Source organism: Pseudomonas sp. PVC-3-1, assembly GCF_057444315.1.
The window spans coordinates 4568968-4592430 of sequence record NZ_CM172023.1 but is presented as its reverse complement, the minus strand read 5'-3'; the positions used below and the strand labels follow the sequence as shown (position 1 = coordinate 4592430).

Sequence of the window (23463 nt, the reverse complement as noted above, 5' to 3'; positions counted from 1 at the left end):
GACGAACGACTCCAGCCACGGTCGATGCCCGGTTGCAGGCACAGTGGCGCAGGAAAACTGTACGGATGGGGCGGATCAGCGGCCGGGCAGCATCGGCGTCAGGTGCAGGATGTTCAGCAGGTGCGGAACGCGCAGCGGGTAGCAGGCCTGCAGGCGCACGCGCGCCTCGGAGAGGGTCATCTGACGGGAAAACGAGCGCAGCACGGTCTTGCCCAGGCAATGACCGTCCTGAAAATGCACGAGGAATTCATTCATGGCGAAGCGACAACGAGGAAACACGCACGAGGTGGCGCACAGGGCGCGAATAATAGCGACTTCGACGCGTTCATCGTTGCCATAAATCATCCTTTGCAGGAACTGTCCGACGGAACGCTCGTTCCGCCACCGGCCGAACCGACGACCGGCGACGTCGGAACAATCCTAGAGCCCAGAAACATGCTCGTAAGAGTAGTCCAGGCGCAGGACGTTGTAGTCCAGGCGCATGCCGAAGGCGTGCATGAAGAATGCCTCCAACTGCAGCTCCAGCGAGCGCGAGGTCAGCGTCGCCAGGCGCGCGCCCTGGCGGCGCGTGCGGCGGTTCACCGCGGTGAATTCTTCATGGACTATGCCCTGGGAGGCCGGGTCGGCGATCAGGCGATAGCAACTGTCTGGCAGGTCGCTGCGCTGGGTGGCGCTAAGGCTGAGTTCGGGGTGGCCGTCAGCGTTGGTGATCAGTTCCACGCTGCAGCGCAGGCCTCGGTCGCGGGCAAAGCGCGAGGCTTCTTCGAAAGCCGGCAGGGCTTTCTGCAGGACCTGGATTTCGAAGGCGAGGAAGAATTGCTCGTCGAATTCAACGTCCTGGGTATCGCGGGGTGCCTGGTTCAACATCGCCGGCATCTCCTGTGTCGATGAAACCATGAAACGTCCGGAAGCGACCGTCGGGATCGCCGAAGTTTCGTCATCGCGGCATTGCGGAGACAACGCACACACAGTCAGTCGGCAATGCCATTTGCCTGAACGAAAGGCCATCACACTGAAGCGCAGGAGGACTGTCAACGAGCATTCGTGCATAACGGCGACCGTCCGCAATAGCCAAGCGTGCAGTTTCAGGCGGCGCGACCTGCTGCGGCCTTGGGTGGCAGGATTGCAGGCGGGTGTAAAGCTGGCGTTACGGATCGAGGCCGCCCGCCGAGACTTCGGACAGGCGGCAACCCTGGGTCAGAAGGATAAGTCCTCCATCAGCAGCGCGGCGTCGCCGCCGAAGTCGGGTGGCAGGAAAGGGCATTCCAGTGAAACGCGGCTCTCTACTGTCAGGACCATTTATGCGAGTGAAGGTGCAGTCCAGTGGGGCTGAGTGCGGTCCAGTGGATCAGGTGGCGGGTGTGGAGGTCATTGCCCAGGTGATGAATCCAGCATTGACGGCGGTAAACGCCAGGGCGATCAGGAATACCGTGTCAGCCACCCGCATCATCCGCTGACCACGCAAGGTGCGGTGAGTACGCAGGCTCCAGTAGGAAGTGAACGCCGAGACCAGGTAGAACATCATGTTGACTGCCACCATGTCATCGATAATCAGGTCTTCCCGGCGCAGGGTGAGGATGACCCGGATGATGCCGATTACCGTCAGGCACACGCCGACCATGGTGGCGGAAACGGAGAAGATGTGGACGCAGATGTCGTCATCGAGGCTGGGAGGGTCCTGTTCGCTCATCGCGCTGCACTCGCTGGCGGGAAATGTGGAAAGCGTAGTTGCGATTCGATGAAGGCTTGAGTCGCTCGCCCAAGGAGCCTACTGTCAGCGGCTGCCCTCAGTCCCGATACGAAAAGCCCATGATCGACTTCAACAACGTCACCGCCTACCAGCAGCAGACCCGCGTGCTGGATGGTTTCTCCCTGCACATCGGCGAAGGCGAGAAGGTCGCCATCCTCGGCCCCAACGGCGCCGGCAAGAGCACGCTGCTCAAACTGATCAGCCGTGAACTCTACCCGGTGGATCGCCCTGACAGCTCGCTGAACCTGTTCGGCCTGCAGAACGTTACCTTGTGGGACCTGCGCAGCCGTATCGGCTTCGTCTCCCAGGACCTTCAGGAAGACTACACACCGTTCACCCAGGCGCTGGACGTGGTGATCTCCGGCTTCTTCGGCGCCATCGGCAGCCATGGTCACCTGCAACCCACGCCGGAGCAGATCGAAAAGTCCCGCGAGATGCTCGCCGCAGTGGAGATGGAGGACTATGCCGAGCGCATGTTCCAGCGTCTGTCCACCGGCCAGAAGCGCCGCCTGCTGCTGGCCCGTGCGTTGATCCACGAGCCCCGCGCACTGATCCTCGACGAGCCGGCCAACGGCCTGGACATGGGCGCCAGCCTGCAGATGCTCACCCTGCTGCGGCGCTTCTGTGGCCCGGAGCACGCGATGATCATCACCACCCACCACCTCGACGAGATCATCCCGGAGATCGAGCGCGTGGTGCTGATCGCCAACGGCAAGGTGGTGGCTGATGGGCCAAAGGCCGAGATCCTCACCAGCGAGCATCTGTCTGCGCTTTACCAGGCACCGTTGAAAGTGACCGAGCAGGATGGCTGGTATCGCTGCTGGCACGCGTGATCAGTAGCTTCACGCGGCGCCGAGACTGCACGTCATGCCGCCTTGATCACGGACTGCGATCCGGGCGGCACGGCCTTTGAGGCGGTTCCAGCAAATCGCGCGGATGCGCTCCTCCCACTGGGTACGTCCAGCTTCTGGCAGAGCGTTCCACCATTGGCTCGCGGCGCGGTTGCTGTAGGGCGTCAGCCAACTGGACCAGGGCGCGATCAACCCTTGCGCGGCAGCACGGTCCAGGCGACACCGAACAGCAACAGCGCAGCGACCAATACATAGGGTGCGCGGCTATCCACCTGGTGCAGCAAGGTGCCCAGCAGTGGGCCGCTGATCATGCCCAGCCCATGCACCGCCACCAGGCTGCCCGCAGCGGCGCCTTGCTCGTCTGCTTCCACTGCGTTGGCGTTGAGCGCCGAGACGGCAGGGAAGACCCAGCCCATGCCGGCGGCAGCGACAAAGCAGGAGGCATAGAGCATCCACGGTGCCACGGCGAAGCACACCGTGGCGAAGCCCAGCGCGGAGACGCAGCCGCCCACACCAATCAGGCGCAGCGGCACCCAGTTCAGCTTGCGTACCAGCATCTGCGCACAGATCAGCGCCACGCCCACGGACGTGAGCGCGATGCCGGCGACGCGAGCGGCATCGGCGGGCGGCAGTTGCAGGCGGTCGAGGGCGAAAAAGCCGACGGTCATCTGCGCCACCGTCACGCAGACCATGGCGATGAAGCCCAGGGTCAGCGAGCGGCGCAGGCGCTTGTCGCTGATCGCCAGCGCCGGCCCCTTGCGCTGGTGGGCGCGCTCATGCTGCGGCAGCCACTTCCACAGCACGGCCAATGCCAGCAGTGGCAGCAGGCAGGTGAGCAGCAGCGGCAGTGCCAGACCGAGCATGGCCAGCAGGCCGGCGAAGCTCGGCCCGACCACCATGCCCACGGCGCTGGCGGCACCCAGCCCGGCCATGGCCGAGGCGCGCTTGTCCGCGCTCACGTGGTCCGCCACCAGCGCCGCAGAGCACGCCGGGACGGCGGCATAGAAGCCGCCGGCCAGCCCGCGTAAAGCGACGATACCAATGAACGCCGGGAGTGCCGCCATGGAGGTGTTCAGCGCCAGTGCCATGAAGGCGCAGAGCAGAGCGTAGGTCACCGCGAAGCCAGCCAGCCCGCTGAGCAGCACGCGCCGGCGGCCGAGTCGGTCACTGGCGATGCCCCAGACGCGTGCCATGAGCATCCAGGCAATGCCGCCCATGGTCACCGTCATGCCCGCTTGCCAGGGCGCCAGGCCCAGGGTGCGCGCGACCGGGCCGATCAGCGCCACGAAGGACATCACCGCCACCGTGCAGACGAAGGTTTCGAACATCAGCGGGCGCAGATTCAGGGTCGGCGCCTGGGGTGGCATGGCGGTCATTTCAGCGGGGCTCCTTGGGACGACGAGGCATTCTCATCCCTACAAAGACGATCAGCAGCAGCGGAACACCAAGGGAAATTCACGACAGTATGTCGAAAACCCGATCGCCGAGCAGCGCCGAGAGCAATCCGAAGGTACTCAGCACGGCCCGCCGCTCGAGGGCTCGTCGGCGATCCCGTGCGCGTGCTGCGGCCTCTGGCGCTGCCAGTCGGTACAGGCGCGGTGGTTTTCCTCGCTGGCATCGTGCTGCAGGCGCAGCTGCCGAGCTCTGCTCACTAGCCCCCTCGAAGGAGGGCCGGTGGAGGTTCGTCAGGTCGCCTGGCTGGCAAGGTCGAGGTTTGCCAGCTGGGTGGCGGAAAGGCATAGCTGGGTCGCTCGCACCAGGCTGGCTAACTGGCGTTCACTGGTAGCGCTGGCGATGGGGGCGGTGATGCCTGGCTGCTGGCGGAGCCACGCGAGGGCGACCTCGGCCGGCGACGACTGGCATTCTTCGGCGACCTGATCCAGCGTCGCGAGAATCTTCAACCCGCGAGCATCGAAGTAGCCTGCCAAGTCTTCGCCACGAGCACTGCCAGTGAGGTCGCCGGGATTGCGGTACTTTCCACTGAGAAAGCCTGAGGCGAGGCTGAAGTAGGTCACCACCAGTTGATCATGTTCGTCGGCAAAGGCGGCAGTTGCCCCTTCATGGCCGGCGCGGTCGTAGAGGTTGTACTGGACCTGCAGCGCGGAGTACGCGGGGAGGCCGTTGCTGCGAGAAGTGGCTTCGGCCGCCTCCAGTTGTTGTCGGCTGAAATTGGACGCACCGATGGCGCGCACCTTCCCAGAGGCGATCAAGTCTTCGTAAGTGCGCAGGGTTTCTTCGTGGGGCGTGCTGTCATCGGGATAATGGCTGAAGTACAGGTCGATGTAGTCGGTGTTCAAGCGTCGCAGCGAATCCTCGACGCCCTCCAGGATCCAGCGGCGCGACAGCCCGCGTCGTTGTGCCGAGAGTTCGGCGCCGACCTTGGTACACAGCGTCACCTCGGTGCGGCGCCCCGGTTGGCTGGCGAGCCAGCGGCCGATGATGGCCTCGGACTCGCCGCCCTCGTGACCCGGTACCCAGACCGAATACATATCGGCGGTGTCGATACTGCTCAGCCCTGCCTCAAACGCCGCGTCCAGCAGCCGTCGCGACATCGCTTCGTCCGCCGTCCAGCCGAACACGTTGCCGCCCAGTATCAGTGGCGAAAGGTTCAGGTCACGAGCATGCATGGCTTTCTCCTCAGCACACCGCGATATGCGAATCCGCGCGCGGTTCGGTACCGCCGCAGAGCACGCCGGTCTGCGGGTCGCGGACGATGATCTGCCCGCGGCCGTAGTCGGTCAGGTCGCAGGCGATCTCCACTTCGTGGCCGCGCCGGGCGAGGCCGAAGGCCAGGTCGCGGTTGGCGTGCTGCTCGATGCCGACCTTCATGCCGCCCAGCCATTGCCAGCGCGGGGCGTCCAGGGCGGCCTGAGGGTTGAGGCCGAAGTCGACCAGGTTCATCACCATCTGCACGTGGCCCTGGGGCTGCATGTAGCCGCCCATCACGCCGAACGGGCCGACGGCTACGCCGTCCTTGCTGAGGAAGCCGGGGATGATGGTGTGGAAGGTCTTCTTGCCCGGCGCCAGGGCGTTGGAATGCGCCGGGTCGAGGCTGAACTCCGAGCCACGGTTCTGCAGGCCGATGCCGCTGTCGGGCAGCACTACTCCGGAGCCGAAGCCGTGGTACGCGCTCTGGATGAAGGAGACCATGTTGCCTTCGCCGTCAGCGGCGGCGATGTACACGGTGCCGCTGGAGAGCGGGTCGCCATGCTTGGGCTCGGCGGCGTGTTCGCCGATCTCGGCGCGGCGACGCGCGGCGTAGTCGTCGGAGAGCAGCGCGGCGGTGCTGACGCGCATGTGCTCGGCGTCGGTGATGTAGTGCAGGCCGTCGGCGTAGGCCTTCTTCATCGCTTCGAGCTGGCGGTGCCAGGTGAGCTGGCTGTCGCGCTGGTCGAAGTCATAGCCTTGCAGAATGTTCAGGGTCATCAGGGCGATCAGGCCCTGGCCGGCGGGGGGGATTTCCCAGACGTCATAGCCACGGTAATTGGTCTTGATCGGCTCGACCCACTTGGGCTTGTAGCCGGCCAGGTCCGCCGCGCTCAGCTCACCGCCGGTGGCGGCGGAGTGCTCGGCCAGGCGCTCGGCGATGGCGCCACGGTAGAAGCTTTCGCACTTCGTTTCGGCCAGTTCGGCGAGGGTTTTCGCCTGGGCCGGGTTGCGGAACAACTGGCCGGCGCGCGGCGCTTCGCCGTTGACGGTAAAGGCGTCGAACCAGGCTTCCAGCGCCGGCACGGCGGCGCGGCTTTCCTGGTATTCGCGTCGGGCGATTTCCCACTGGTGGGCGACCACCGGGGACACCGGGAATCCATCGCGGGCGAGCGCGATGGCCGGTTGCAGCAGATCGGCGAAGGGCAGCTTGCCGAAGCGGGAGGACAGCTCGGCCCAGGCCGAGGGAATGCCCGGCACCGTGACCGGCAGCCAGCCGTGTACCGGCATCTTCTCAAAGCCGGCAGCTTTTACCTTGTCGATGGAAATGGAGGCCGGCGCGTGGCCGCTGGCGTCGAGGCCGTGCAGCTGGTCCTTGACCCAGACCAGAGCGAAGGCGTCGCCGCCGATGGCGCAACCGGTGGGTTCGACCACGGTCAGCGCCGCGGCAGTGGCGATGGCGGCGTCGATGGCGTTGCCGCCGGCACGCAGCATGGCGATGCCTGCCTCGGCAGCCAGGGGCTGCGAGGCGGCGACCATGCCGTTGCGGGCGAACACGCTCTGGCGCTGGGAGGCGTAGGGGTACTCGTGGGCAGAGAAGCTCAGCATGGAAAACTCTCTTCGGTTCAGCGGTCAGTCTTGATACGGGTCCATTCGCGGGTGATCACGCGCTGGATTTTCGGCGGCAGGTCGGCGGAGACGTAGAGCTTCTCGATCACCGCGTCGCTGGGGTAGATGCCGGGGTTGTCACGGACTTTCGGGTCGAGCAGCGGCGTCGCGTCGGGGTTGGGGTTGGCGTAGCCGACGTAGTCGCTGACCGGGGCGATCACTTCCGGGCGCAGCAGGTAGTTCACCAGCGCGTGGGCACCCTTGGGGTTCTTCGAGTCGCGCGGGATGGCGAGCATGTCGAACCAGAGGTTGGCGCCTTCCTTGGGGATCACGTAGCGCACGTCGATCTTCTTGCCGGCTTCCTGGGCGCGGGTCTGCGCCTGCATTACGTCGCCCGAGTAGCCGACCGCTACACAGATGTCGCCGTTGGCGAGGTCGGTGGTGTACTTCGAGGAGTTGAAGTAGGTGATCGACGGGCGCAGCTTCTGCAGCAGCGCGGAAGCCTTGGTGTAGTCCTCGGGGTTGGTGCTGTTCGGGTCCAGGCCCAGGTAGTGCAGCGCCTGCGGGATGATCTTCACCGGTGCGTCGAGGAAGGCCACGCCGCAGCTGTGCAGTTTGGCGAGGTTCTCGGGCTTGAAGATCAGGTCCCAGGAATCCAGCGGGGCGCTATCACCCAGAGCGGCCTTGACCTTGTCGTAGTTGTAGCCGATGCCCACGGTGCCCCACATGTAGGGCACGGCGTACTGGTTGCCCGGGTCGGCGGCTTCCAGACGCTTCATCAGGCGCGGGTCCAGGTGCTTCCAGTTGGGCAGTTGGGCGCGGTCGAGTTTCTGGTAGACGCCGGCGTTGATCTGCTTGGTGAGGAACTGGCTCGACGGCACCACCAGGTCATAGCCCGAGTGCCCCGAGAGCAGCTTGGCCTCAAGCATCTCATTGGTGTCGAAGACGTCGTACTGGACCTTGATGCCGGTGTCCTTCTCGAAGTTCTTCAGGGTGTCCGGGCCCATGTAGTCGGACCAGTTGTAGAAGCGCACCAGCTTGTCGTCGGCCTGGGCGGCGGTGGCGCAGGCGAGGAGGGTGAGGGTGCTGGCGAATAGAACGCGTTTACGCATGACCTGTCCTTATCTTTAGAGAACGCGACTGAGGAATTCCCGCGTACGCGGGTGGTGCGGATTGCCGAAGACCTGCGCGGGCGGGCCTTCTTCGATGAGTTCGCCCTGATGCAGGACCACCACGCGGTCGGCCACTTCGCGGGCGAAGCCCATCTCGTGGGTGACCACCACCATGGTCATGCCTTCGTCGGCCAGTTCCTTCATCACCTGCAGCACTTCGCCGACGGTTTCCGGGTCAAGGGCGCTGGTGGGTTCGTCGAACAGCATGGCCTGCGGCTTCATCGCCAGGGCGCGGGCGATGGCCACGCGCTGCTGCTGGCCGCCGGAAAGCTGGCCGGGGTAGTGCTCGGCCTTGTCCGACAGGCGTACCCGCGCCAGCAGCCGGCGTGCCTGTTCCAGCGCTTCGCTCTTGGACACGCCGAGCACCTGGGTCGGCGCTTCGATGATGTTTTCCAGCACGGTCATGTGCGGGAACAGGTTGAAGCGCTGGAACACCATGCCGATGTCGCGGCGGCGGCGGGCGATGTTGCTTTCCGAGTCGCGCACCAGCTTGCCGTCCGGGCGCTCGCGGTAGCCCATCAGCTCGCCGTTGACGCGGATGCTGCCGCCCTGGATGTCTTCCAGGTGGTTCATGCAGCGGATGAAGGTGGTCTTGCCCGAGCCGGAGGCGCCGATCAGTACCACTACTTCGCCACGGCGCACCTCCAGGGAAACCCCCTTGAGGATTTCCAGCTCGCCGAAGGCCTTATGCACGTCGCGGGCCTGGATCACCACGTCTTTCATGTCCGGGATCATCTCAACGCCCCCTCAGCAATTTCATCGCCTGGCGGCCGAACATGCGGTTCGGTGCGGCGGCCTGGCCATCGGATTTGCCGAAGCGCACTTCCAGCCAGCGCTGGAAGAAGCCCCACAGGGTGGTCAGGGCGAGGAAGTAGATCGCCACGACCAGGTACAGCTCGAACACGCGGAAGGTCGCCGAGGTGACCATCTGGGTGCTCAGCAGCAGTTCCTGCACGCCGATCACGCTGACCAGGGTGGTGTTCTTCAGCATCACGTTGAACTCGTTCCCCAGCGGCGGAACGATCACCCGGAACGCCTGCGGCAACACGATGCGCCGCATCAGCTTGGGGAAGGTCATGCCGAGGGATTTGCCGGCTTCATACTGGCCCTTGTCCACCGCGCCGATACCGGCGCGGATGATCTCGGCCATGTAGGCGCCTTCGTTGAGACCCAGGGCGATGATCGCCGCCTGGATGTTGCCGGGCAGGATGAACAGCCCCAGATCCAGGTCCTCGAAACGGAAGATGCCGCCGGCGGCCAGTGCGGTGTAGAGGAAGACGATCTGCACCAGCAGCGGCGTGCCGCGCATCAGCCACACGTAGAAGCGCACCGGGTATTGCAGTAGCGGGTTGGTCGACAGGCGCATCAGCGCTGCCAGCAGCCCGAGCACGCAGCCCAGGAGCATCGCGCTGACGGCGATCACGCAGGTCAGCCACAGACCGTAGAGGTAGATATCGCTCGGCCGCAGCAGGTACTGCCAGAACACGTCCCAACTGAAGTTCATGTCTCGTTACCTCAGTCCAGTTTGTCGCCTTCGATGTGCCACTTGGCCAGGAGCGCGGCATAGCTGCCGTCGGCCTGCATGTCCTTGATGATCTGCGTCACCGCCTCGCTCAGTTGCTTGTCTTCCTTGCGGATGCCAAGGCCGGTGAGGATGCGCGCGAAGGCCGGCACGCCGATCTCGAACAGGTCCGGCGCGGTGCTCTGGTAGTAGCCGGCGGTTTCCACGGTGGTGCCGTAGGCGTCGGTCTGGCGGATGCGCAGGGACTGGAAGGCGTCGGTGTCGGTGTTGTAGACCACCACCTTCATCGGCGGCTTGCCGGCCTTGGCCAGCTTCTCGTTGTGTGCTTCGAGCAGGGTGCGGATGGTCGAGCCGTTGAGCACCGCAACCTTCTTGCCGGAGAGATCGTCCAGGGTGCGGATGCCCTCGGGGTTGCCCTTGCCGACGACCACTGCCTGGCTGGAGTACATGTAGTTGACCATGTCGATCACTTCGCGCCGTTCGGGCTTGTCGAACAACTGGTCCACCAGCATGTCGCACTGGCCGGCGAGCAGCGCCGGGATCAGCCCGGAGAAGGGCGTGATGCGCCAGTCGATCTTCTTGTCGCCCAGACGCTTGGCGATGGCTTCGCCCAGGTCGATGGTGACACCGGTCAGCTTCTGGTTGGCGTCATAGAAGCCCATGGGCGGAGAGTCCATGCCGCCGCAGAAGGTGACCTTGCTGGCGTTCTGCAAGCGGTCGGGAATCTTCACATCGGCGTGCGCCAGTGGGGCGGCCAGGCAAAGGGCGAGAAGGCACTGCGGGATCCTGCGTTCGAACATGTTGCTCTCCGGGGTGGGGTTGCCAGGGGCAGTTCAGGGACACAGAAGTACGGGTCTAGGCGCCCGTTGCTTCGATTCGCTTCTTCGTGGATCGACTTCGTGGATTTCGTTTGGTTGGATGGCGCTTTGGGTGGATTGCGCATTGGTGGATGGCGCTGTCAGGTGGCTTGCGCCTCCAGGAATTTCGCGAGGGACGGGATGGTCCCTTCGATGTGGTCGCAGATCACCCGCTCGGCTTCGCGGGCATCGCCCGAGCGCAGCGCGTCGAGGATCACCGCGTGTTCTTCGCGGGCGCTCATGGGCTTGTCGACGTGCTGCAGCCACAGGCGCATGTGCGGCTCGATCACCGAGTACAGGGCGGTGATCTGCCGTTGCAGGCGCGGACGTCCGGAAAGGCTGCAGAGGTATTCGTGGAAGGCGCGGTGGCGGCTGACCCACCCGGCGCTGTCGTCGCGGTAGTCGTCCATTTCGTCGAGCATGCGTTCCAGGCGCGAGAGATCGCGGTCGGTCAGCTGCGGCACGGCGAGGCGGATGGCCAGGCCTTCGAGGGCGCTGCGCATCTCGAAGACTTCGCGCATCTCATCGATGTTCAGGCCGCTGACGATGGCGCCGCGATTGGGTCGCAGGGTCACCAGGCCCTCGGCGTCCAGGCGCTTGAAGGCGCCGCGCACGGGCATCCGGCTCATGCCGATCTCGCTGGCGATGTCCTCGGCCACCAGGCGGTCGCCGGTTTTGTAGCGGCCGGTGCAGATGGCCTGGAGGAGATAGTCATAGGCCTCGTCTTCGGCACTCATCGGTGGGCGGGCAGTGGGCACCAGGCGCATGGGGGTGTTTCCTCGTGGATTTTTGGATCCAATTATCCATGCATGCAAATAAGCAGATGCCGTGCCAATGATGGCGAAGTGATTGGAATTGGGCGGGGTAGAGCGGTACGTGTAGGAAGACGGACTGGGAACGATGGAATCGGAAGGGGCGAAACGGTAACGGATAGGGCAATTCGTGCGAGTTTGCGGTGCGCTTCGGTAACGTTGTGGTGCAGGGGTGGTGCAGCAAGGGGGCCGCATTTTGTAGGAGCGAGCTTGCTCGCGAAGGATTACCCGGCGATACCGCCGCTGAGGTTGGTTCGCGAGCAAGCTCGCTCCTACTGCTTCGGGCCGCGCTCCGCGTTCACTGGAGAACACACCTACACACAAACCGGCTGGTCGATAGTTGACCAGGACGCTTGGTGAATGACCGCGGCTTTCTATAGAATGCCCAAACGTTTCAGCAGACCATGCATCCCTCCCACAACAAAAGCCAAAGCCGAAGGCTTTGCGTGTCTCTCTGCGCAGGACGTCCCTCATTCCATCAAGCAGGCCTCAGAGCCGGCGGAGGAGGGAACTGAGTCCCGACTCATCCTCGTCAACTGTCGCCTTGCCCATCGTGCGCACTTTGCGCGCCGGGTTCGGCCTTCACGCTGTATGACGTCGATGGGGAAGGCCAAGCCCTAACGACGAGAAACCTTTCGATGATCAAGAAAGTTAGCGGGGCGCTGCTGGGCCTCGCTCTGGCAGTGAATTGCGCGCCCGCGTTCGCGGATACCAAGAAAGTCGACGTGCTGCTGATCGGCGGCGGCATCATGAGCACCACCCTGGGCGTCTGGCTCAACGAGCTGGAACCGGGCTGGTCGATGGAGATGGTCGAGCGCCTGGACGGCGTCGCCCAGGAAAGCTCCAACGGCTGGAACAACGCCGGCACCGGCCATTCCGCCCTGGCCGAGCTGAACTACACCCCCGAGGACAAGGACGGCAACGTCACCATCGCCAAGGCGGTGGAGATCAACGAGTCGTTCCAGATCTCCCGTCAGTTCTGGGCCTGGCAGGTGCAGAACGGCGTGCTGAAGAACCCGCGCTCGTTCATCAATTCCACCCCGCACATGAGCTTCGTCTGGGGTGACGACAACATCGCCTTCCTCAAGAAGCGCTACGAGGCGCTGCAGGCCAGCCCGCTGTTCCGCGGCATGCAGTACTCCGAAGACCCGGCGCAGATCGCCAAATGGGTGCCGCTGATGATGCAGGGCCGCGACCCGTCGCAGAAGATCGCCGCCACCTGGACGCCGATCGGCACCGACGTGAACTTCGGCGAGATCACCCGCCAGTTCGCCGGCTACCTGCAGACCAAGCCCAACTTCAGCCTGAAGCTCTCCAGCGAAGTCGAGAACATCACCCGTAACAGTGATGGCACCTGGCGCGTCGAGTACAAGAACCTGAAAGACGGCAGCGTTACCGAGACCGACGCCAAGTTCGTCTTCATCGGCGCTGGCGGCGGCGCACTGCGCCTGCTGCAGAAATCCGGCATCGAGGAAGCCAAGGACTACGCCGGTTTCCCGGTGGGCGGTTCCTTCCTCGTCACCGAGAATCCGACCATTGCCCAGCAGCACCTGGCCAAGGCCTATGGCAAGGCCTCGGTCGGCGCGCCGCCGATGTCCGTGCCGCACCTGGACACCCGCGTGCTCGATGGCAAGCGCGTGATCCTCTTCGGGCCGTTCGCCACCTTCTCCACCAAGTTCCTCAAGGAAGGCTCGTACCTCGACCTGCTGGGCAGCACCAACGTTCACAACGTCTGGCCGATGACTCGCGTGGGCATCGACGAGTACCCGCTGGTTGAGTACCTCGCCGGCCAGCTGATGCTGTCCGACGATGATCGTCTCGCCGCACTGCGCGAATACTTCCCCGAGGCGAAAGCCGAAGACTGGCGCTTGTGGCAGGCCGGCCAGCGCGTGCAGATCATCAAGCGTGACGAAGAGAAGGGCGGTGTGCTCAAGCTCGGCACCGAGATCGTCGCTTCCGCCGACGGCAGCATTGCCGGTCTGCTGGGCGCTTCGCCGGGCGCTTCCACTGCGGCGCCGATCATGCTCAACGTGCTGGAGAAGGTGTTCAAGGACAAGCTCGCCACCCCCGAGTGGCAGGCCAAGGTCCACCAGATTGTCCCGAGCTACGGCACCAAGCTCAACGACAGCCCGGAGAAGACCTACGCCGAGTGGAGCTACACCGCCAAGGTCCTGCAACTGGACCCGCCGCCCGCCATCGACCAGGCCCCGGCCGCCCAGCCGACCGACGCTGCCCCGGCGCCAGTAAAAGCCGCCAGTGACATGGCGCTGTAACCGACCCAGGGGTTCCACGGGCCCGCTCATTGGCGGGCCTTGTGCTTTCAGCTCAAACGAATCTTGGAACTGTTCGGAACGCAAATGGTACCGACGCGATCCAAGGGAGACGAAACGTCGTTACGTGCTGGCCGGTGCGGACATGGATTGCTCGTGCTGGAACGGTTTCACCCGTGATGATTTCGCTCAACTCCCGGCTGGATCGGAGCGTTGGTGGGTTGATCGTGGACGCAGTTCGCTACTACGCCAGGCTTGCTATTCGCTGTAACGGGAACACCCGGCATGCGCCTCCTTTCCCCGAGAGGAAAGGGCCGGGGACCTGGGGAGGGAAGGGCGTGGCACTGTAGGGGCGAGCCGACCTGCCATGGATGTCCGGGCGGGGCATGCGGCCGGCTCGCTCCTACGGCGGCCAGTGAGTTGCTATCAACCGTGTGGCCAAAGCGCCCGTGACAGAGAGCCTGGGCTGTTCGTGAGCAAGCTCGCTCCTGCCGCGGTATGGTTCCGCGTAGGAGCGGACGCCGTCCGCGATCGAATCTCCGCCACTCCAATTGATCTGGGCGCTGCGCCCTGCTATGGCGATCGAGGCCACATCCCGAACACCACGCACTTATGCCCTGTCGAAGGTGCGGGCGGACGGAGTCCGCTCCTGTGGGGCCTCCCCAGGCGGGGCGGTCAGCGCCCCACGCGCTGCTGCAGATGGGCTGGATAGCGCTCACCGACGATCTCGATCTCGCGCAATGCCGTTTCGATGGCGCTGAGGTCGGGGGCGTCCAGCACCAGTGAGGCCGCGCCGAGGTTTTCCTCCAGTCGATGCAGCTTGGTGGTGCCGGGGATCGGCACTATCCACGGCTGCTGGGCCAGTAGCCAGGCAATGGCGATCTGCGCGCGGGTCGCGCCCTTGCTGTCGGCGATGCGGCCGAGTACCTCGATCAGGCCCGCGTTGGCCTTGCGGTTTTCCTCCGAGAATCGCGGCACAACGTTGCGGAAATCGTTGGCCGAGAACTGCGTGCGTTCGTCGATGGCGCCGGTGAGGAAGCCCTTGCCCAGCGGGCTGAAAGGCACGAAGCCGATACCCAGTTCATCCAGCAGCGGGATGATTTCCTTCTCCGGTTCACGCCACCACAGCGAGTACTCGCTCTGCAGCGCTGCCACCGGTTGCACGGCGTGAGCACGGCGGATGGATTGTGGGCCGGCTTCAGAGAGGCCGAAGTGTTTCACCTTGCCTTCGCGGATCAGCTCGCCAACGGTGCCGGCGACTTCTTCCATGGGCACGTTAGGGTCGACGCGGTGCTGGTAGAAGAGGTCGATGCGGTCGGTCTTCAGGCGCCTGAGAGAAGCCTCCGCCACGGCGCGAATGTTCTCCGGGCGGCTGTCCAGAGCCAGGGACACGTCACCGTCCCTGAAGCCGAACTTGGTGGCGATCACCACCTGGTCGCGCACCGGTGCCAGGGCTCCGCCCAGCAACTCCTCGTTGGTGAAGGGGCCGTAGGCCTCCGCGGTGTCGAAGAAGGTCACGCCGCTGTCGAAGGCGCTGCGTAACAAACGGATGCCATCGTAGCGATCCACCGCCGGCCCGTAGCCGTAGCTCAGGCCCATGCAGCCCAGACCCAGTGCCGATACCTGCAGGCCGCTGCGGCCCAGTGTGCGCTTGTCCATCGATGTCTCTCCTGAAGCGGAAAGGGCAGGATTGCCCGGCGAAACCTCTGGAATGGACTTTACTCAAGGACTTTCGCCGTGATTAGACGGGCCAAAGCGCATTCGCCTATGAGCCTGGCTCATGGGTTATGCCAGGGCATTCATGAGTCTGCCTCATAGGTCCAAACGCGTTTCGGCTCTTAATCGGCGGCCCGACGGGGCCTAGCATGGCCCATCAGTCAATAGCGAAGCGGAGAACACCATGAGCGAACCAGCTTCCACCGCCCACAAGGCATTCGGCGACATCGCCCCGGCGCTGGCCGACTACACCGATCAGGTGCTGTTCGGCGATGTCTGGGAGCGCCCCGGCCTCTCGCCACGTGACCGCAGCCTGGTCACCGTCTCCAGTCTGGTGGCGCGCTACCAGGCCAACGAACTCCATTTCCACCTGGGCAAGGCGCTGGACAACGGCCTGACCCGCGAGGAACTGATCGAGGCCATCACCCACCTGGCTTTCTATTCCGGCTGGCCCACGGCCTCCACCGCGCTGGGCGTTGCCCGCCGCGTGTTTGCCGAGCGCGACGCCGCCTGAGGAGTACCCCATGCAATACCGTTACCTGGGCCGCAGTGCCCTGAAAGTTTCACCCCTGTGCCTGGGCGCCATGATGTTCGGCGGCGAGACCGATGAGCCGACCTCGCGCCGCATCATCGACAAGGCCTTCGAGCAGGGCGTCAACTTCCTCGACACCGCCGACGTCTATCACAAGGGTCGCTCCGAAGAGGTCGTCGGACGCGCGGTGGCCGACCGGCGCGATGACTGGGTGATCGCCAGCAAGTTCGGCAACGCCCTGGGCGACGGCCCGAACAACCGTGGGCAGTCACGCAAGTGGATCTATCAGTCGGTGGAAGACAGCCTGCGGCGCCTGGGCACCGACTACCTGGACATCCTCTACTTCCACCGCACCGACGTCGACGCGCCGCTGGAAGAGGGGTTGCGCGCAGTAGGCGAGCTGATTCGCCAGGGCAAGGTGTGCTATTACGGGCTGTCGAATTTCCGTGGCTGGCGCATCGCCGAAGTGGTACGCCTGGCCGACCAGTTGGGCATCGACCGGCCGATCTGCAGCGAGCCGCTGTACAACCTGGTGGATCGTACCGCCGAGGTCGAGCAGCTGCCTGTCGCCGGCCACTACGGCATCGGCGTGGTGCCTTACAGCCCGTTGGCCCGTGGCGTGCTCACCGGCAAGTACCGGCCCGGCGCCGAACCTCCGGCGGACTCCCGCGTCGGCCGCGGCGACAAGCGCATTCAGCAGACCGAATGGCGACCCGAATCGCTGCAGATCGCCCAGCGCATCGCTGAACACGCAGCTGCCCGCGGTACCACGCCAGCAGCTTTTGCCCTGGCCTGGGTGTTGAACAATCCGCTGGTCAGCTCGCTCATCGCCGGCCCGCGCACCGAGGAGCACTGGGACGGCTACCTGTCCGCGCTGGACTTGCAGCTGACCACCGAGGACGAAACCTTCGTGGACAGCCTGGTGCCGCCCGGCCATGCCTCCTCGCCCGGATACAGTGACCCCGCTTATCCCGTCGAAGGCCGCCCGGCCCGCCGTTGAAGCCCATCCATTCGAAGCGTCAGGAGCAATGCCGATGAAGACCCTTGGATACGCCGCGCAGAACCCGAAGGACCCGCTCGGGCTTTTCACTTTCGAGCGCCGCTCGCTGCGCGACAACGACGTGGCGATGGACGTTCTCTACTGCGGGGTCTGCCATTCCGACCTGCACCAGGCCCGCAATGACTGGGGCTTCAGCCGCTACCCGATGGTACCGGGCCACGAGATCGTCGGTCGGGTCACCGCGGTCGGGCCGAAGGTCACCCGTTACAAGGTTGGCGACGCCGTGGCCGTGGGCTGCATGGTCGACTCCTGCCAGCAGTGCGACCAGTGCCGCAAGGGCGAAGAACAACTGTGCCGACAGGGCAATACCCAGACCTACAACGGTGTCGATCGCGTGACCCGCGAAGCGACCCAGGGCGGATATTCCAAACAACTGGTGGTGCGCGAGGAGTTCGTCCTGCGCGTGCCGGATGGGCTGGACCTGAGCAAGGCGGCGCCGTTGCTGTGCGCCGGCATCACCACCTATTCGCCGCTGCGCACCTGGAACGTCGGGCCGGGCAGCCGCGTGGGCGTAGTCGGCCTTGGCGGCCTGGGGCACATGGCGGTGAAGCTGGCGGTCGGCCTGGGTGCCATCGTGACCGTTCTCAGCCGCACCCCGGACAAGCGCGACGATGCCATGGAACTGGGGGCCGATGCCTTGCTGGTTTCGTCCGATGCGCAGGCGATGAAGGCGGCGGCCAACAGCTTCGATTTGATCATCGACACCGTGCCGGTGAAGCATGATCTGAAACCCTACATGCCGCTGCTGGACATCGACGGCACGTTGGTGATGGTCGGGCAGGTCGGGCCCATCGACGAGATCAGCAGCATCCCGCTGCTGCTGGGGCGTCGGCGTATTGCAGGCTCGCCCATCGGGGGCATCGCCGAGACCCAGGAGATGCTCGATTTCTGCGGCAAGAAGAACATCCTGCCGGAGTGCGAAATGATCCGCATGGACGAGATCAACCACGCCTTCGAGCGCATGGAGCGCTCCGACGTGCGCTACCGCTTCGTCATCGACCTGGCAACGTTGTCCTGATTCGGGCCTGAACCAGTTCTGACGCGGCACGCCGGGCGCGCACTGCGCCCGGCTTTCATTCCTGGTAGCGCAGCGCGTCCACCAGCACCGAGAAGGCGCGGGATTTCTGCCGCCGGCTGGGGTAGTAGAGGTGGTAGCCGGGGAAGGTCGGGCACCAGTCCTCCAGCACTTTTTCCAGGCGCCCGGCGGCGACGTGCTCGGTGACCATGTCGGCAGGCAGGTAAGCGAGGCCGAAGCCATCCAGCGCCGCCCGAAGAATGTGCGGGCTGCTGTTGAAGGTCAGTTGCCCTTCTACCCGCGCCTTCACTTCGTGCCCGTCCTTGGCGAACTCCCAGGCCATCAGCCCGCCGTAGGTCGGCAGGCGCAGGTTCAGGCAGTCGTGGCTGGCCAGCGCAGGGACATCGTGTGGGCGGCCCTTGCGGGCAAGATAGGCCGGGCTGGCCACCACCGCCATGCACAGGTCCGGAGCGATACGCACGGCGATCATGTCCTTGGCCACCTGGTCGCCGAGGCGCACGCCAGCGTCGAAGCGTTCGGCGGCGATGTCGGTCAGGCCGTAGTCGATGCTCACCTCGACCCGGATGTCCGGATAATCCGGCAGCACTTTCGACAGCTTCGGCCAGAGCACCGTACTGGCCGCGTGTTCGGCGGCGGTGATGCGCAGGTTGCCGACCGGCTTGTCGCGGAAGTCGCTGAGGGCAGCCAGTTCCGCCTCGATTTCCTCGAAGCGCGGGGCGAGCGTCTGCAGCAGGCGCTCGCCCGCTTCCGTGGGAGAAACACTGCGGGTGGTGCGGCTCAGCAGGCGCAGGCCCAGGCGGGTTTCCAGGGCGCGAATGGTGTGGCTCAGCGCCGACTGGGAGACGCCCAGTTGCGCCGCCGCCTTGGTGAAGCTGCCTTCGCGCGCCACGGTGACGAAGGCGATCAGGTCGTTGAAATTTTCCCTTGGCATCTTGGCTCCGCTGCAACCCGCGCGGTTGGGCACCACGCAGGGGCAGTGTATCCGATGCCTAGAGCGTGACCACGACTTTGCCGAACTGCTGGTTGGATTCCAGGTAGCGGTAGGCCTCCACCACGTCCTCGAAGTCGAAGGCGCAGGCAACCACCGGGCGCAGCGAACCGTCGGCCAGCCCCGCGAAAATGAAGTCCTTGGCCGCCTGCAGGCGTTCCGGGTCTTCCAGCACTTCGTAGACGCGATAGCCGCGCAGGACCAGCGAGCGACTCAGCACTTCGAACAGCGGGAAGGGCGTGGGCTCGGGGCTCAGTCCACCGTACTCGATGAGGATGCCGCCTTCGGCCATGGCGGCGGTCAGGGGTTCGAAGATCGGGCCGCCCACCGGGTCGAACACCACCCGCGCGCCGGCCTGGCCAGTGATGTCGATCAGCCGCGAGCGCAGGTTTTCCTCCTCGCTGGCGATCACCTCGGTGGCGCCGGCCTGCAGCAGGGCTTCACGCTTGGCCGAAGTGCGGGTGACGGCAATCGGCACTGCGCCCACACGCCGGGCGATCTGGATGGCCGCCAGGCCGACGCTGCTGGATGCCGCGGTGATGACGGCAAAGTCCCCGGCGCGCAGTCCGGCGACCTGGACCAGGGCGCCATAGGCGGTGAGGTACTGCATCCAGGTGGCGGCAGCTTCAGCCCAGGTCTGCCCCGGCGGATTCTTCACCAGGCGAACCTGGGGGACGACCAGGTGTTCGGCATGGGTCGGTTGCTCCTGCATCGAGGTCGGAGGCAGCACGCTCACCGCGTCGCCCGGGGCGAATCCGCGTACCCGGCTGCCCACGGTCTCGACCAGCCCAGTGGCCTCAAGGCCAAGCCCGGAGGGCAGTTGCGGGCTCTCGATGTAGCGGTCCGTGCGTAGCAGCACTTCGGCGCGGTTCAGCCCCAATGCCTTGACCCGGACGCTCACCTCATCCGGGCCGGGCTGGCGAATCTCCACCTGTTCGAGGCGCAGAACTTCCGGTCCGCCGATCTGATGAAAGCGAACGGCACGGGCGATGATTTTTTCCATGTGATGCTCCAATACGAAAGTGATTCGACGCAAAGTCACTATCGAAGATGGGAATCAGCGAATAAATGGCGTATAGAAACGCTGAGTCAAAAGCAGGAGTTTCGAATGGATCGCCTCACCAGCATGGCGGTGTTCGTCCGCGCGGTGGACCTCGGGTCCTTCGCGGCAGCCGCTGATGCCCTGGAAATGTCCGCGCCCATGGTGGGCAAGCACGTGCGCTTTCTCGAGGAGCGCCTCGGCGCCCGGCTGCTCACGCGCAGTACGCGCCGGCAGAGCCTGACCGAGGCCGGGCGGATCTACTACGAGCGCTGCCGCGCCTTGCTGGCTGATGCAGAGGCGGCGGACATCCTCGCCGCCGGCGAAGTCGCCGAGCCACGCGGTCGCTTGCGAGTGGCCCTGCCGGTGCATTTTGGTCGTCGATGCGTGGCGCCGGTGTTGCTGGAGCTGGCACAGCGCTATCCGCAACTGGAACTGGATCTGCGCTTCAGCGACCGCCTGACAGACCTGGCAGAAGAGCAGATCGACCTGGCCATTCGAACCGGCGAACCGGAACCCAGGGCCGGCGTCATCGCCCGCCGCATCGGCCGGCAGCGGATGGTGGTCTGCGCTGCGCCCGCGTACCTGGCGGCGCACGGCCGACCGCAAAGCATTGCGGAACTGGCGGCACACCAGGCGCTGGTTTATCACCGTTCCGGGCGGATAAACCCCTGGTTGTTCCCTCGCGAAGGGATGACGCCGGAAGAATTCGCGCCGAACGTGCGGCTGCGCTTCGATGACCTGGCCGCCATCGCCGATGCAGCGGTTCGCGGCATGGGCCTGGCGTGGCTGCCTTACTGGCTGGTGAGCGAAGCGATGGTGGCGGGGGAACTGGAGGAGTTGCTGCCAGAGCAGCCGGGATTCCTCTACGGGGTACATGCGGTCTGGCTGCAGACCACGCAGCTGCCGCGCAAGGTGCGCCTGGCCATCGATGCGCTGGTCGAGGTGATCCCCGGCCTGGTGATGCCGGGGCTGGCGGAGTAGGGCAGCCATGGCAGCCGCCCAATGGGTTCAGTTCGCCGGAGTGAGTTGCAGCACGCGGTTACGGCCGCCTTCGGCCAGCAGGTAGCCGCCCTTGCCGTCGGGCACGATGGATTGCGGCGCCTTGAGGAACGACAGGATGGTGCGCGGCTCGCCCTTGCCGTTCCACAGCAGCAGTCGGGCGCGATGAGTCGAGTCCTCGCTGATCCACAGGCCGCGGGAGTCGCACATCAGGAACGTCGGCTGGTTCAGGCCCGAGAGCAGCACCGGGTCCTGGCCGTCATCGCTGAACTGATGCACCACGCCTTTCTTCTTCTCGGTGTAGAGCAGTTTGCCGTCGGTGCAGCGGGTGACGGATTCGGTCTCCTGCAGGCGGTCACGCAGCACGGTCAGCTCTCCGTCGCTCCAGCGGTAGCGCAGCAGGCGGCCGTTCTCACCGCGGTCCTCGATGGCGTAGAGGTTGTCGCCGTCGTCCCACAGGCCTTGGACGGACTGGCCCATGAACAGGTCCGTGACCTTGCCGTCCTTGAGCAGCTGTACCGGCCTGCCATCGGACTCCTGGCTGAACACCCAGCCGCCCTGGGCGGCGATCATGCCATCCGGCTTGGACAGCCCGTCGACCATGACCCGGCGCTGGCCATCGGCGCCGATGCGCAGGATGTTGCCCTTGTCCTTCTTCAGTTCCTGGCTGACCAGCAGGCCGCCGTCAGCCAGGGGGACCAGCGACGCAGCCTTCTGCACGTTCTTGTGCAGGACCTCGACGGACCAGCCATCGGCCGCCTGCACGGGGTAGAAGTCCTGCCAGGCGAAAAAGGCGAGCGCGGCAGCGATGACGAAACTGGCGCCGGTCAGGGCCAGGCGGAACAGCGGGCGGCGGGACGAGCGCGCGGATGTCTGGGGCATGTATCGGTTGCCAATACAGGAGGTGGGCAGCGCTGGGCATTCCTTGTGGTTGTGCGCCTTCCTGGCGTCCAGCGTGCGGCCGGGCATGGTAACCAGACAGTTCAATTGCAAGCTAGAGCGAAAAGCAGTGACGGACATCACGCCTGTTAGAGGTAAAGCGATGGCCAATCGTCGTATATCCGACACTGTTGGGACGAATGTGCAGCGAATCAGCGGGTATCGCTGTAGGAATTTGCGGTTTATTGCCGCGTTTGAGCCTATTTGCCAGCCATGCGGGAGTACTGGGAAGACGGCTTGATGGCCAATGGCCTACAATTCCCGCGTCCTTTGCTGAGGACAATCCAGACGGCTGTTGCGGACAGGAAGTCCGCAACAGCCGTTTTCTTTTCCGCATCAGTTCGCTGGGCGCAGCGCCTGAACCGCTTCGAGTTTCTGCAGCCGCAGCGGCGCGCTGCGCAAGAAGGTACCGATCTGGCTGGCGTCCAGTGGTGCGCCGAACAGATAGCCCTGGGCGCAATCGCACTCCAGCTGCTGCAACTGGCGCAGCTGCGCGGCGTTCTCCACGCCTTCGGCGATCACCCGCAGACCGAGTTCGCGGCCCAGCGCCAGGGCATTGCGCAGCACGATGAGGCGGCGCGGATCGCCGTTGTTCACATCGGCCAGCAGATGGCGGTCGAGCTTCAGCTCGGTGAACGGCAGCTCCATCAGACGCTGCAGGGTGGAGTGGCCGCAGCCGAAGTCATCGATGGCCAGGCCGCAGCCCAGCAAGCGCAGACGCAGCACGTTTTCCAGGCTCAGGGCCGGGGCGTGCAGTGGCGAGGACTCGGTCAGTTCGAAGGTGATACGCCTGGGGTCGATATCCAGGTCTCGCAGGTTGCGCTCCACGGCGGCAGCGAAACCAGTCTGGGCGATCTGCTCAGGCTCCAGGTTGAAGGACAGCTTCAGTTCGTTGTTGCCCTGGGCGCGCAGCGCTTCGACAGCCTGGGTCATCAGCTCGAAGAGCATGCCGTCGAGCCTGCCCGAGCGGCGCAGGGCCGAAAGGAACTCTCCGGGCAGCAGCACCGCACCGTCCTCCAGCTGCCAGCGCGCGAGCACTTCGAATCCGTAGATTTGCGCGGTGTCGACGTTTGCCTTGGGTTGCAGGTGGGCGCGCAGCTTTCCTCGCGCGAGCGGGCCAGCGGCTTCCCTGTCGTCGTCAGTGGCTGCCTCGGCCAGTGGCAGCCCGAGCTGCCCGCCCGATGGCTGGAAGTCACTGAGCAGGGCCCGCAGGCGCTCCAGGGTCGCTGCATCGTTGCCCAGCCAGAACACTCTCATGCCCTGCAATTGCAGGAGGTGGGAGAGTGCACTCCAGGTGCCGGGGGCCATTTCACCGCTGACCACGACGCCATGGGCGAGGCGTTCGCGGGCAACGGTCTGGAGCAGTTCCAGGCACGCCACCGGGTTGATGCGCACATCGCAGATCAGCAGGTGGACGCCGCCCTGGCTGCGCATCCGGTCCAGCGCGAATGCGTTGCTGGAGACCGCCGAGAGGAAGCTGTAGCCCAGGTGATGCAGCGCGGTGACAGCGGTCGAGCGGTGCAGACCGGAAGCTTGGAGCACCAGCGCGGAGAGCGGAGACATGTGGTTTTCCCATGGAAGATGGCCCGGCACATTCTCGAAAATGACGTCCTCGTTGAGAGGCGGAGGATTCCGGGCCTTCTGTAAGGAAAATCTCATCAAG

At 65.0% G+C, this 23463-nt stretch carries 22 protein-coding genes; 6 read left to right on the top strand and 16 right to left on the bottom strand.

Annotated features, from left to right (window positions below; genetic code table 11):
- Positions 1–75 precede the first annotated feature (75 nt).
- The 3 genes from AC2T4A_RS21220 to AC2T4A_RS21210 form a co-directional block, all read right to left on the bottom strand.
- Complete coding sequence (locus AC2T4A_RS21220; RefSeq protein WP_024762799.1) at positions 76–255, bottom strand: hypothetical protein; 180 nt, start codon at positions 253–255, stop codon at positions 76–78.
- Between the two features lie 165 nt (positions 256–420).
- Entirely contained in the window at positions 421–867 is a 447-nt protein-coding gene (locus AC2T4A_RS21215) for a hypothetical protein (RefSeq protein WP_416751233.1), read from the bottom strand.
- A gap of 481 nt (positions 868–1348) precedes the next feature.
- Positions 1349–1690, bottom strand: a complete 342-nt coding sequence (locus AC2T4A_RS21210; protein ID WP_416751235.1) for a hypothetical protein — start codon at positions 1688–1690, stop codon at positions 1349–1351.
- A 119-nt stretch (positions 1691–1809) separates the two neighbouring features.
- Here AC2T4A_RS21210 and AC2T4A_RS21205 point away from each other — a divergent pair, with 119 nt between their 5' ends.
- Positions 1810–2583: an ABC transporter ATP-binding protein gene (locus AC2T4A_RS21205; protein ID WP_486741710.1), complete on the top strand. Its 774-nt coding sequence runs from the start codon at positions 1810–1812 to the stop codon at positions 2581–2583.
- Positions 2584–2789: 206 nt separating this feature from the next.
- Here the strand turns inward: AC2T4A_RS21205 and AC2T4A_RS21200 are convergent, their stop codons facing one another.
- The 8 genes from AC2T4A_RS21200 to AC2T4A_RS21165 all read right to left on the bottom strand — a co-directional run bounded on the left by AC2T4A_RS21200 (position 2790) and on the right by AC2T4A_RS21165 (position 11173).
- The gene (locus AC2T4A_RS21200) at positions 2790–3977 is read right to left on the bottom strand and encodes an MFS transporter (protein WP_416751238.1); all 1188 of its coding nucleotides are present in this window, start codon (positions 3975–3977) and stop codon (positions 2790–2792) included.
- A 309-nt stretch (positions 3978–4286) separates the two neighbouring features.
- Positions 4287–5228 (bottom strand): aldo/keto reductase, encoded by a 942-nt coding sequence (locus tag AC2T4A_RS21195; protein ID WP_486741709.1) that lies wholly within the window; start codon positions 5226–5228, stop codon positions 4287–4289.
- A gap of 10 nt (positions 5229–5238) precedes the next feature.
- Positions 5239–6855, bottom strand: coding sequence for a gamma-glutamyltransferase family protein (locus AC2T4A_RS21190; RefSeq protein ID WP_486741708.1), 1617 nt, complete (start codon positions 6853–6855; stop codon positions 5239–5241).
- A 17-nt stretch (positions 6856–6872) separates the two neighbouring features.
- Positions 6873–7967, bottom strand: coding sequence for a polyamine ABC transporter substrate-binding protein (locus AC2T4A_RS21185; RefSeq protein WP_486741707.1), 1095 nt, complete (start codon positions 7965–7967; stop codon positions 6873–6875).
- Between the two features lie 15 nt (positions 7968–7982).
- Positions 7983–8762: an amino acid ABC transporter ATP-binding protein gene (locus AC2T4A_RS21180; RefSeq protein WP_370601450.1), complete on the bottom strand. Its 780-nt coding sequence runs from the start codon at positions 8760–8762 to the stop codon at positions 7983–7985.
- A gap of 1 nt (position 8763) precedes the next feature.
- Positions 8764–9531 (bottom strand): amino acid ABC transporter permease, encoded by a 768-nt coding sequence (locus AC2T4A_RS21175; RefSeq protein ID WP_401034282.1) that lies wholly within the window; start codon positions 9529–9531, stop codon positions 8764–8766.
- Between the two features lie 11 nt (positions 9532–9542).
- Positions 9543–10349: an ABC transporter substrate-binding protein gene (locus AC2T4A_RS21170; protein WP_478377985.1), complete on the bottom strand. Its 807-nt coding sequence runs from the start codon at positions 10347–10349 to the stop codon at positions 9543–9545.
- 158 nt (positions 10350–10507) lie between these two features.
- Entirely contained in the window at positions 10508–11173 is a 666-nt protein-coding gene (locus tag AC2T4A_RS21165) for a GntR family transcriptional regulator (RefSeq protein WP_416751249.1), read from the bottom strand.
- A 683-nt stretch (positions 11174–11856) separates the two neighbouring features.
- On the opposite strand from AC2T4A_RS21165, the gene mqo reads away from it, so the two are divergent.
- Positions 11857–13491, top strand: coding sequence for a malate dehydrogenase (quinone) (gene mqo / locus AC2T4A_RS21160; RefSeq protein WP_486741706.1), 1635 nt, complete (start codon positions 11857–11859; stop codon positions 13489–13491).
- A 672-nt stretch (positions 13492–14163) separates the two neighbouring features.
- On the opposite strand, the gene AC2T4A_RS21155 is transcribed toward mqo, so the two are convergent.
- Positions 14164–15147: an aldo/keto reductase gene (locus AC2T4A_RS21155; protein ID WP_486741705.1), complete on the bottom strand. Its 984-nt coding sequence runs from the start codon at positions 15145–15147 to the stop codon at positions 14164–14166.
- Positions 15148–15388: 241 nt separating this feature from the next.
- On the opposite strand from AC2T4A_RS21155, the gene AC2T4A_RS21150 reads away from it, so the two are divergent.
- The 3 genes from AC2T4A_RS21150 to AC2T4A_RS21140 are packed head-to-tail and all read left to right on the top strand — an operon-like array spanning position 15389 to position 17814.
- Entirely contained in the window at positions 15389–15718 is a 330-nt protein-coding gene (locus AC2T4A_RS21150) for a carboxymuconolactone decarboxylase family protein (RefSeq protein WP_088421705.1), read from the top strand.
- A gap of 10 nt (positions 15719–15728) precedes the next feature.
- Positions 15729–16736 carry an aldo/keto reductase gene (locus tag AC2T4A_RS21145; RefSeq protein ID WP_486741704.1) on the top strand — a complete coding sequence of 336 codons (1008 nt, stop codon included), beginning with the start codon at positions 15729–15731 and terminating at the stop codon, positions 16734–16736.
- Positions 16737–16770: 34 nt separating this feature from the next.
- Positions 16771–17814, top strand: coding sequence for an NAD(P)-dependent alcohol dehydrogenase (locus tag AC2T4A_RS21140; RefSeq protein ID WP_486741703.1), 1044 nt, complete (start codon positions 16771–16773; stop codon positions 17812–17814).
- Positions 17815–17869: 55 nt separating this feature from the next.
- Here the strand turns inward: AC2T4A_RS21140 and AC2T4A_RS21135 are convergent, their stop codons facing one another.
- On the bottom strand, positions 17870–18763 hold the full coding sequence (locus tag AC2T4A_RS21135; RefSeq protein WP_416751259.1) for a LysR family transcriptional regulator: 894 nt from the start codon (positions 18761–18763) through the stop codon (positions 17870–17872).
- 58 nt (positions 18764–18821) lie between these two features.
- Positions 18822–19823, bottom strand: a complete 1002-nt coding sequence (locus AC2T4A_RS21130; protein WP_486741702.1) for a zinc-dependent alcohol dehydrogenase family protein — start codon at positions 19821–19823, stop codon at positions 18822–18824.
- Between the two features lie 105 nt (positions 19824–19928).
- Between AC2T4A_RS21130 and AC2T4A_RS21125 the strand changes: the two genes are divergently transcribed.
- Complete coding sequence (locus AC2T4A_RS21125; protein ID WP_486741701.1) at positions 19929–20843, top strand: LysR family transcriptional regulator; 915 nt, start codon at positions 19929–19931, stop codon at positions 20841–20843.
- 27 nt (positions 20844–20870) lie between these two features.
- Here the strand turns inward: AC2T4A_RS21125 and AC2T4A_RS21120 are convergent, their stop codons facing one another.
- Together AC2T4A_RS21120 and AC2T4A_RS21115 are read right to left on the bottom strand one after the other, a co-directional pair.
- Complete coding sequence (locus tag AC2T4A_RS21120; RefSeq protein ID WP_416751265.1) at positions 20871–21743, bottom strand: SMP-30/gluconolactonase/LRE family protein; 873 nt, start codon at positions 21741–21743, stop codon at positions 20871–20873.
- A 393-nt stretch (positions 21744–22136) separates the two neighbouring features.
- Positions 22137–23363: an EAL domain-containing protein gene (locus tag AC2T4A_RS21115; RefSeq protein WP_486741700.1), complete on the bottom strand. Its 1227-nt coding sequence runs from the start codon at positions 23361–23363 to the stop codon at positions 22137–22139.
- Positions 23364–23463 lie beyond the last annotated feature (100 nt).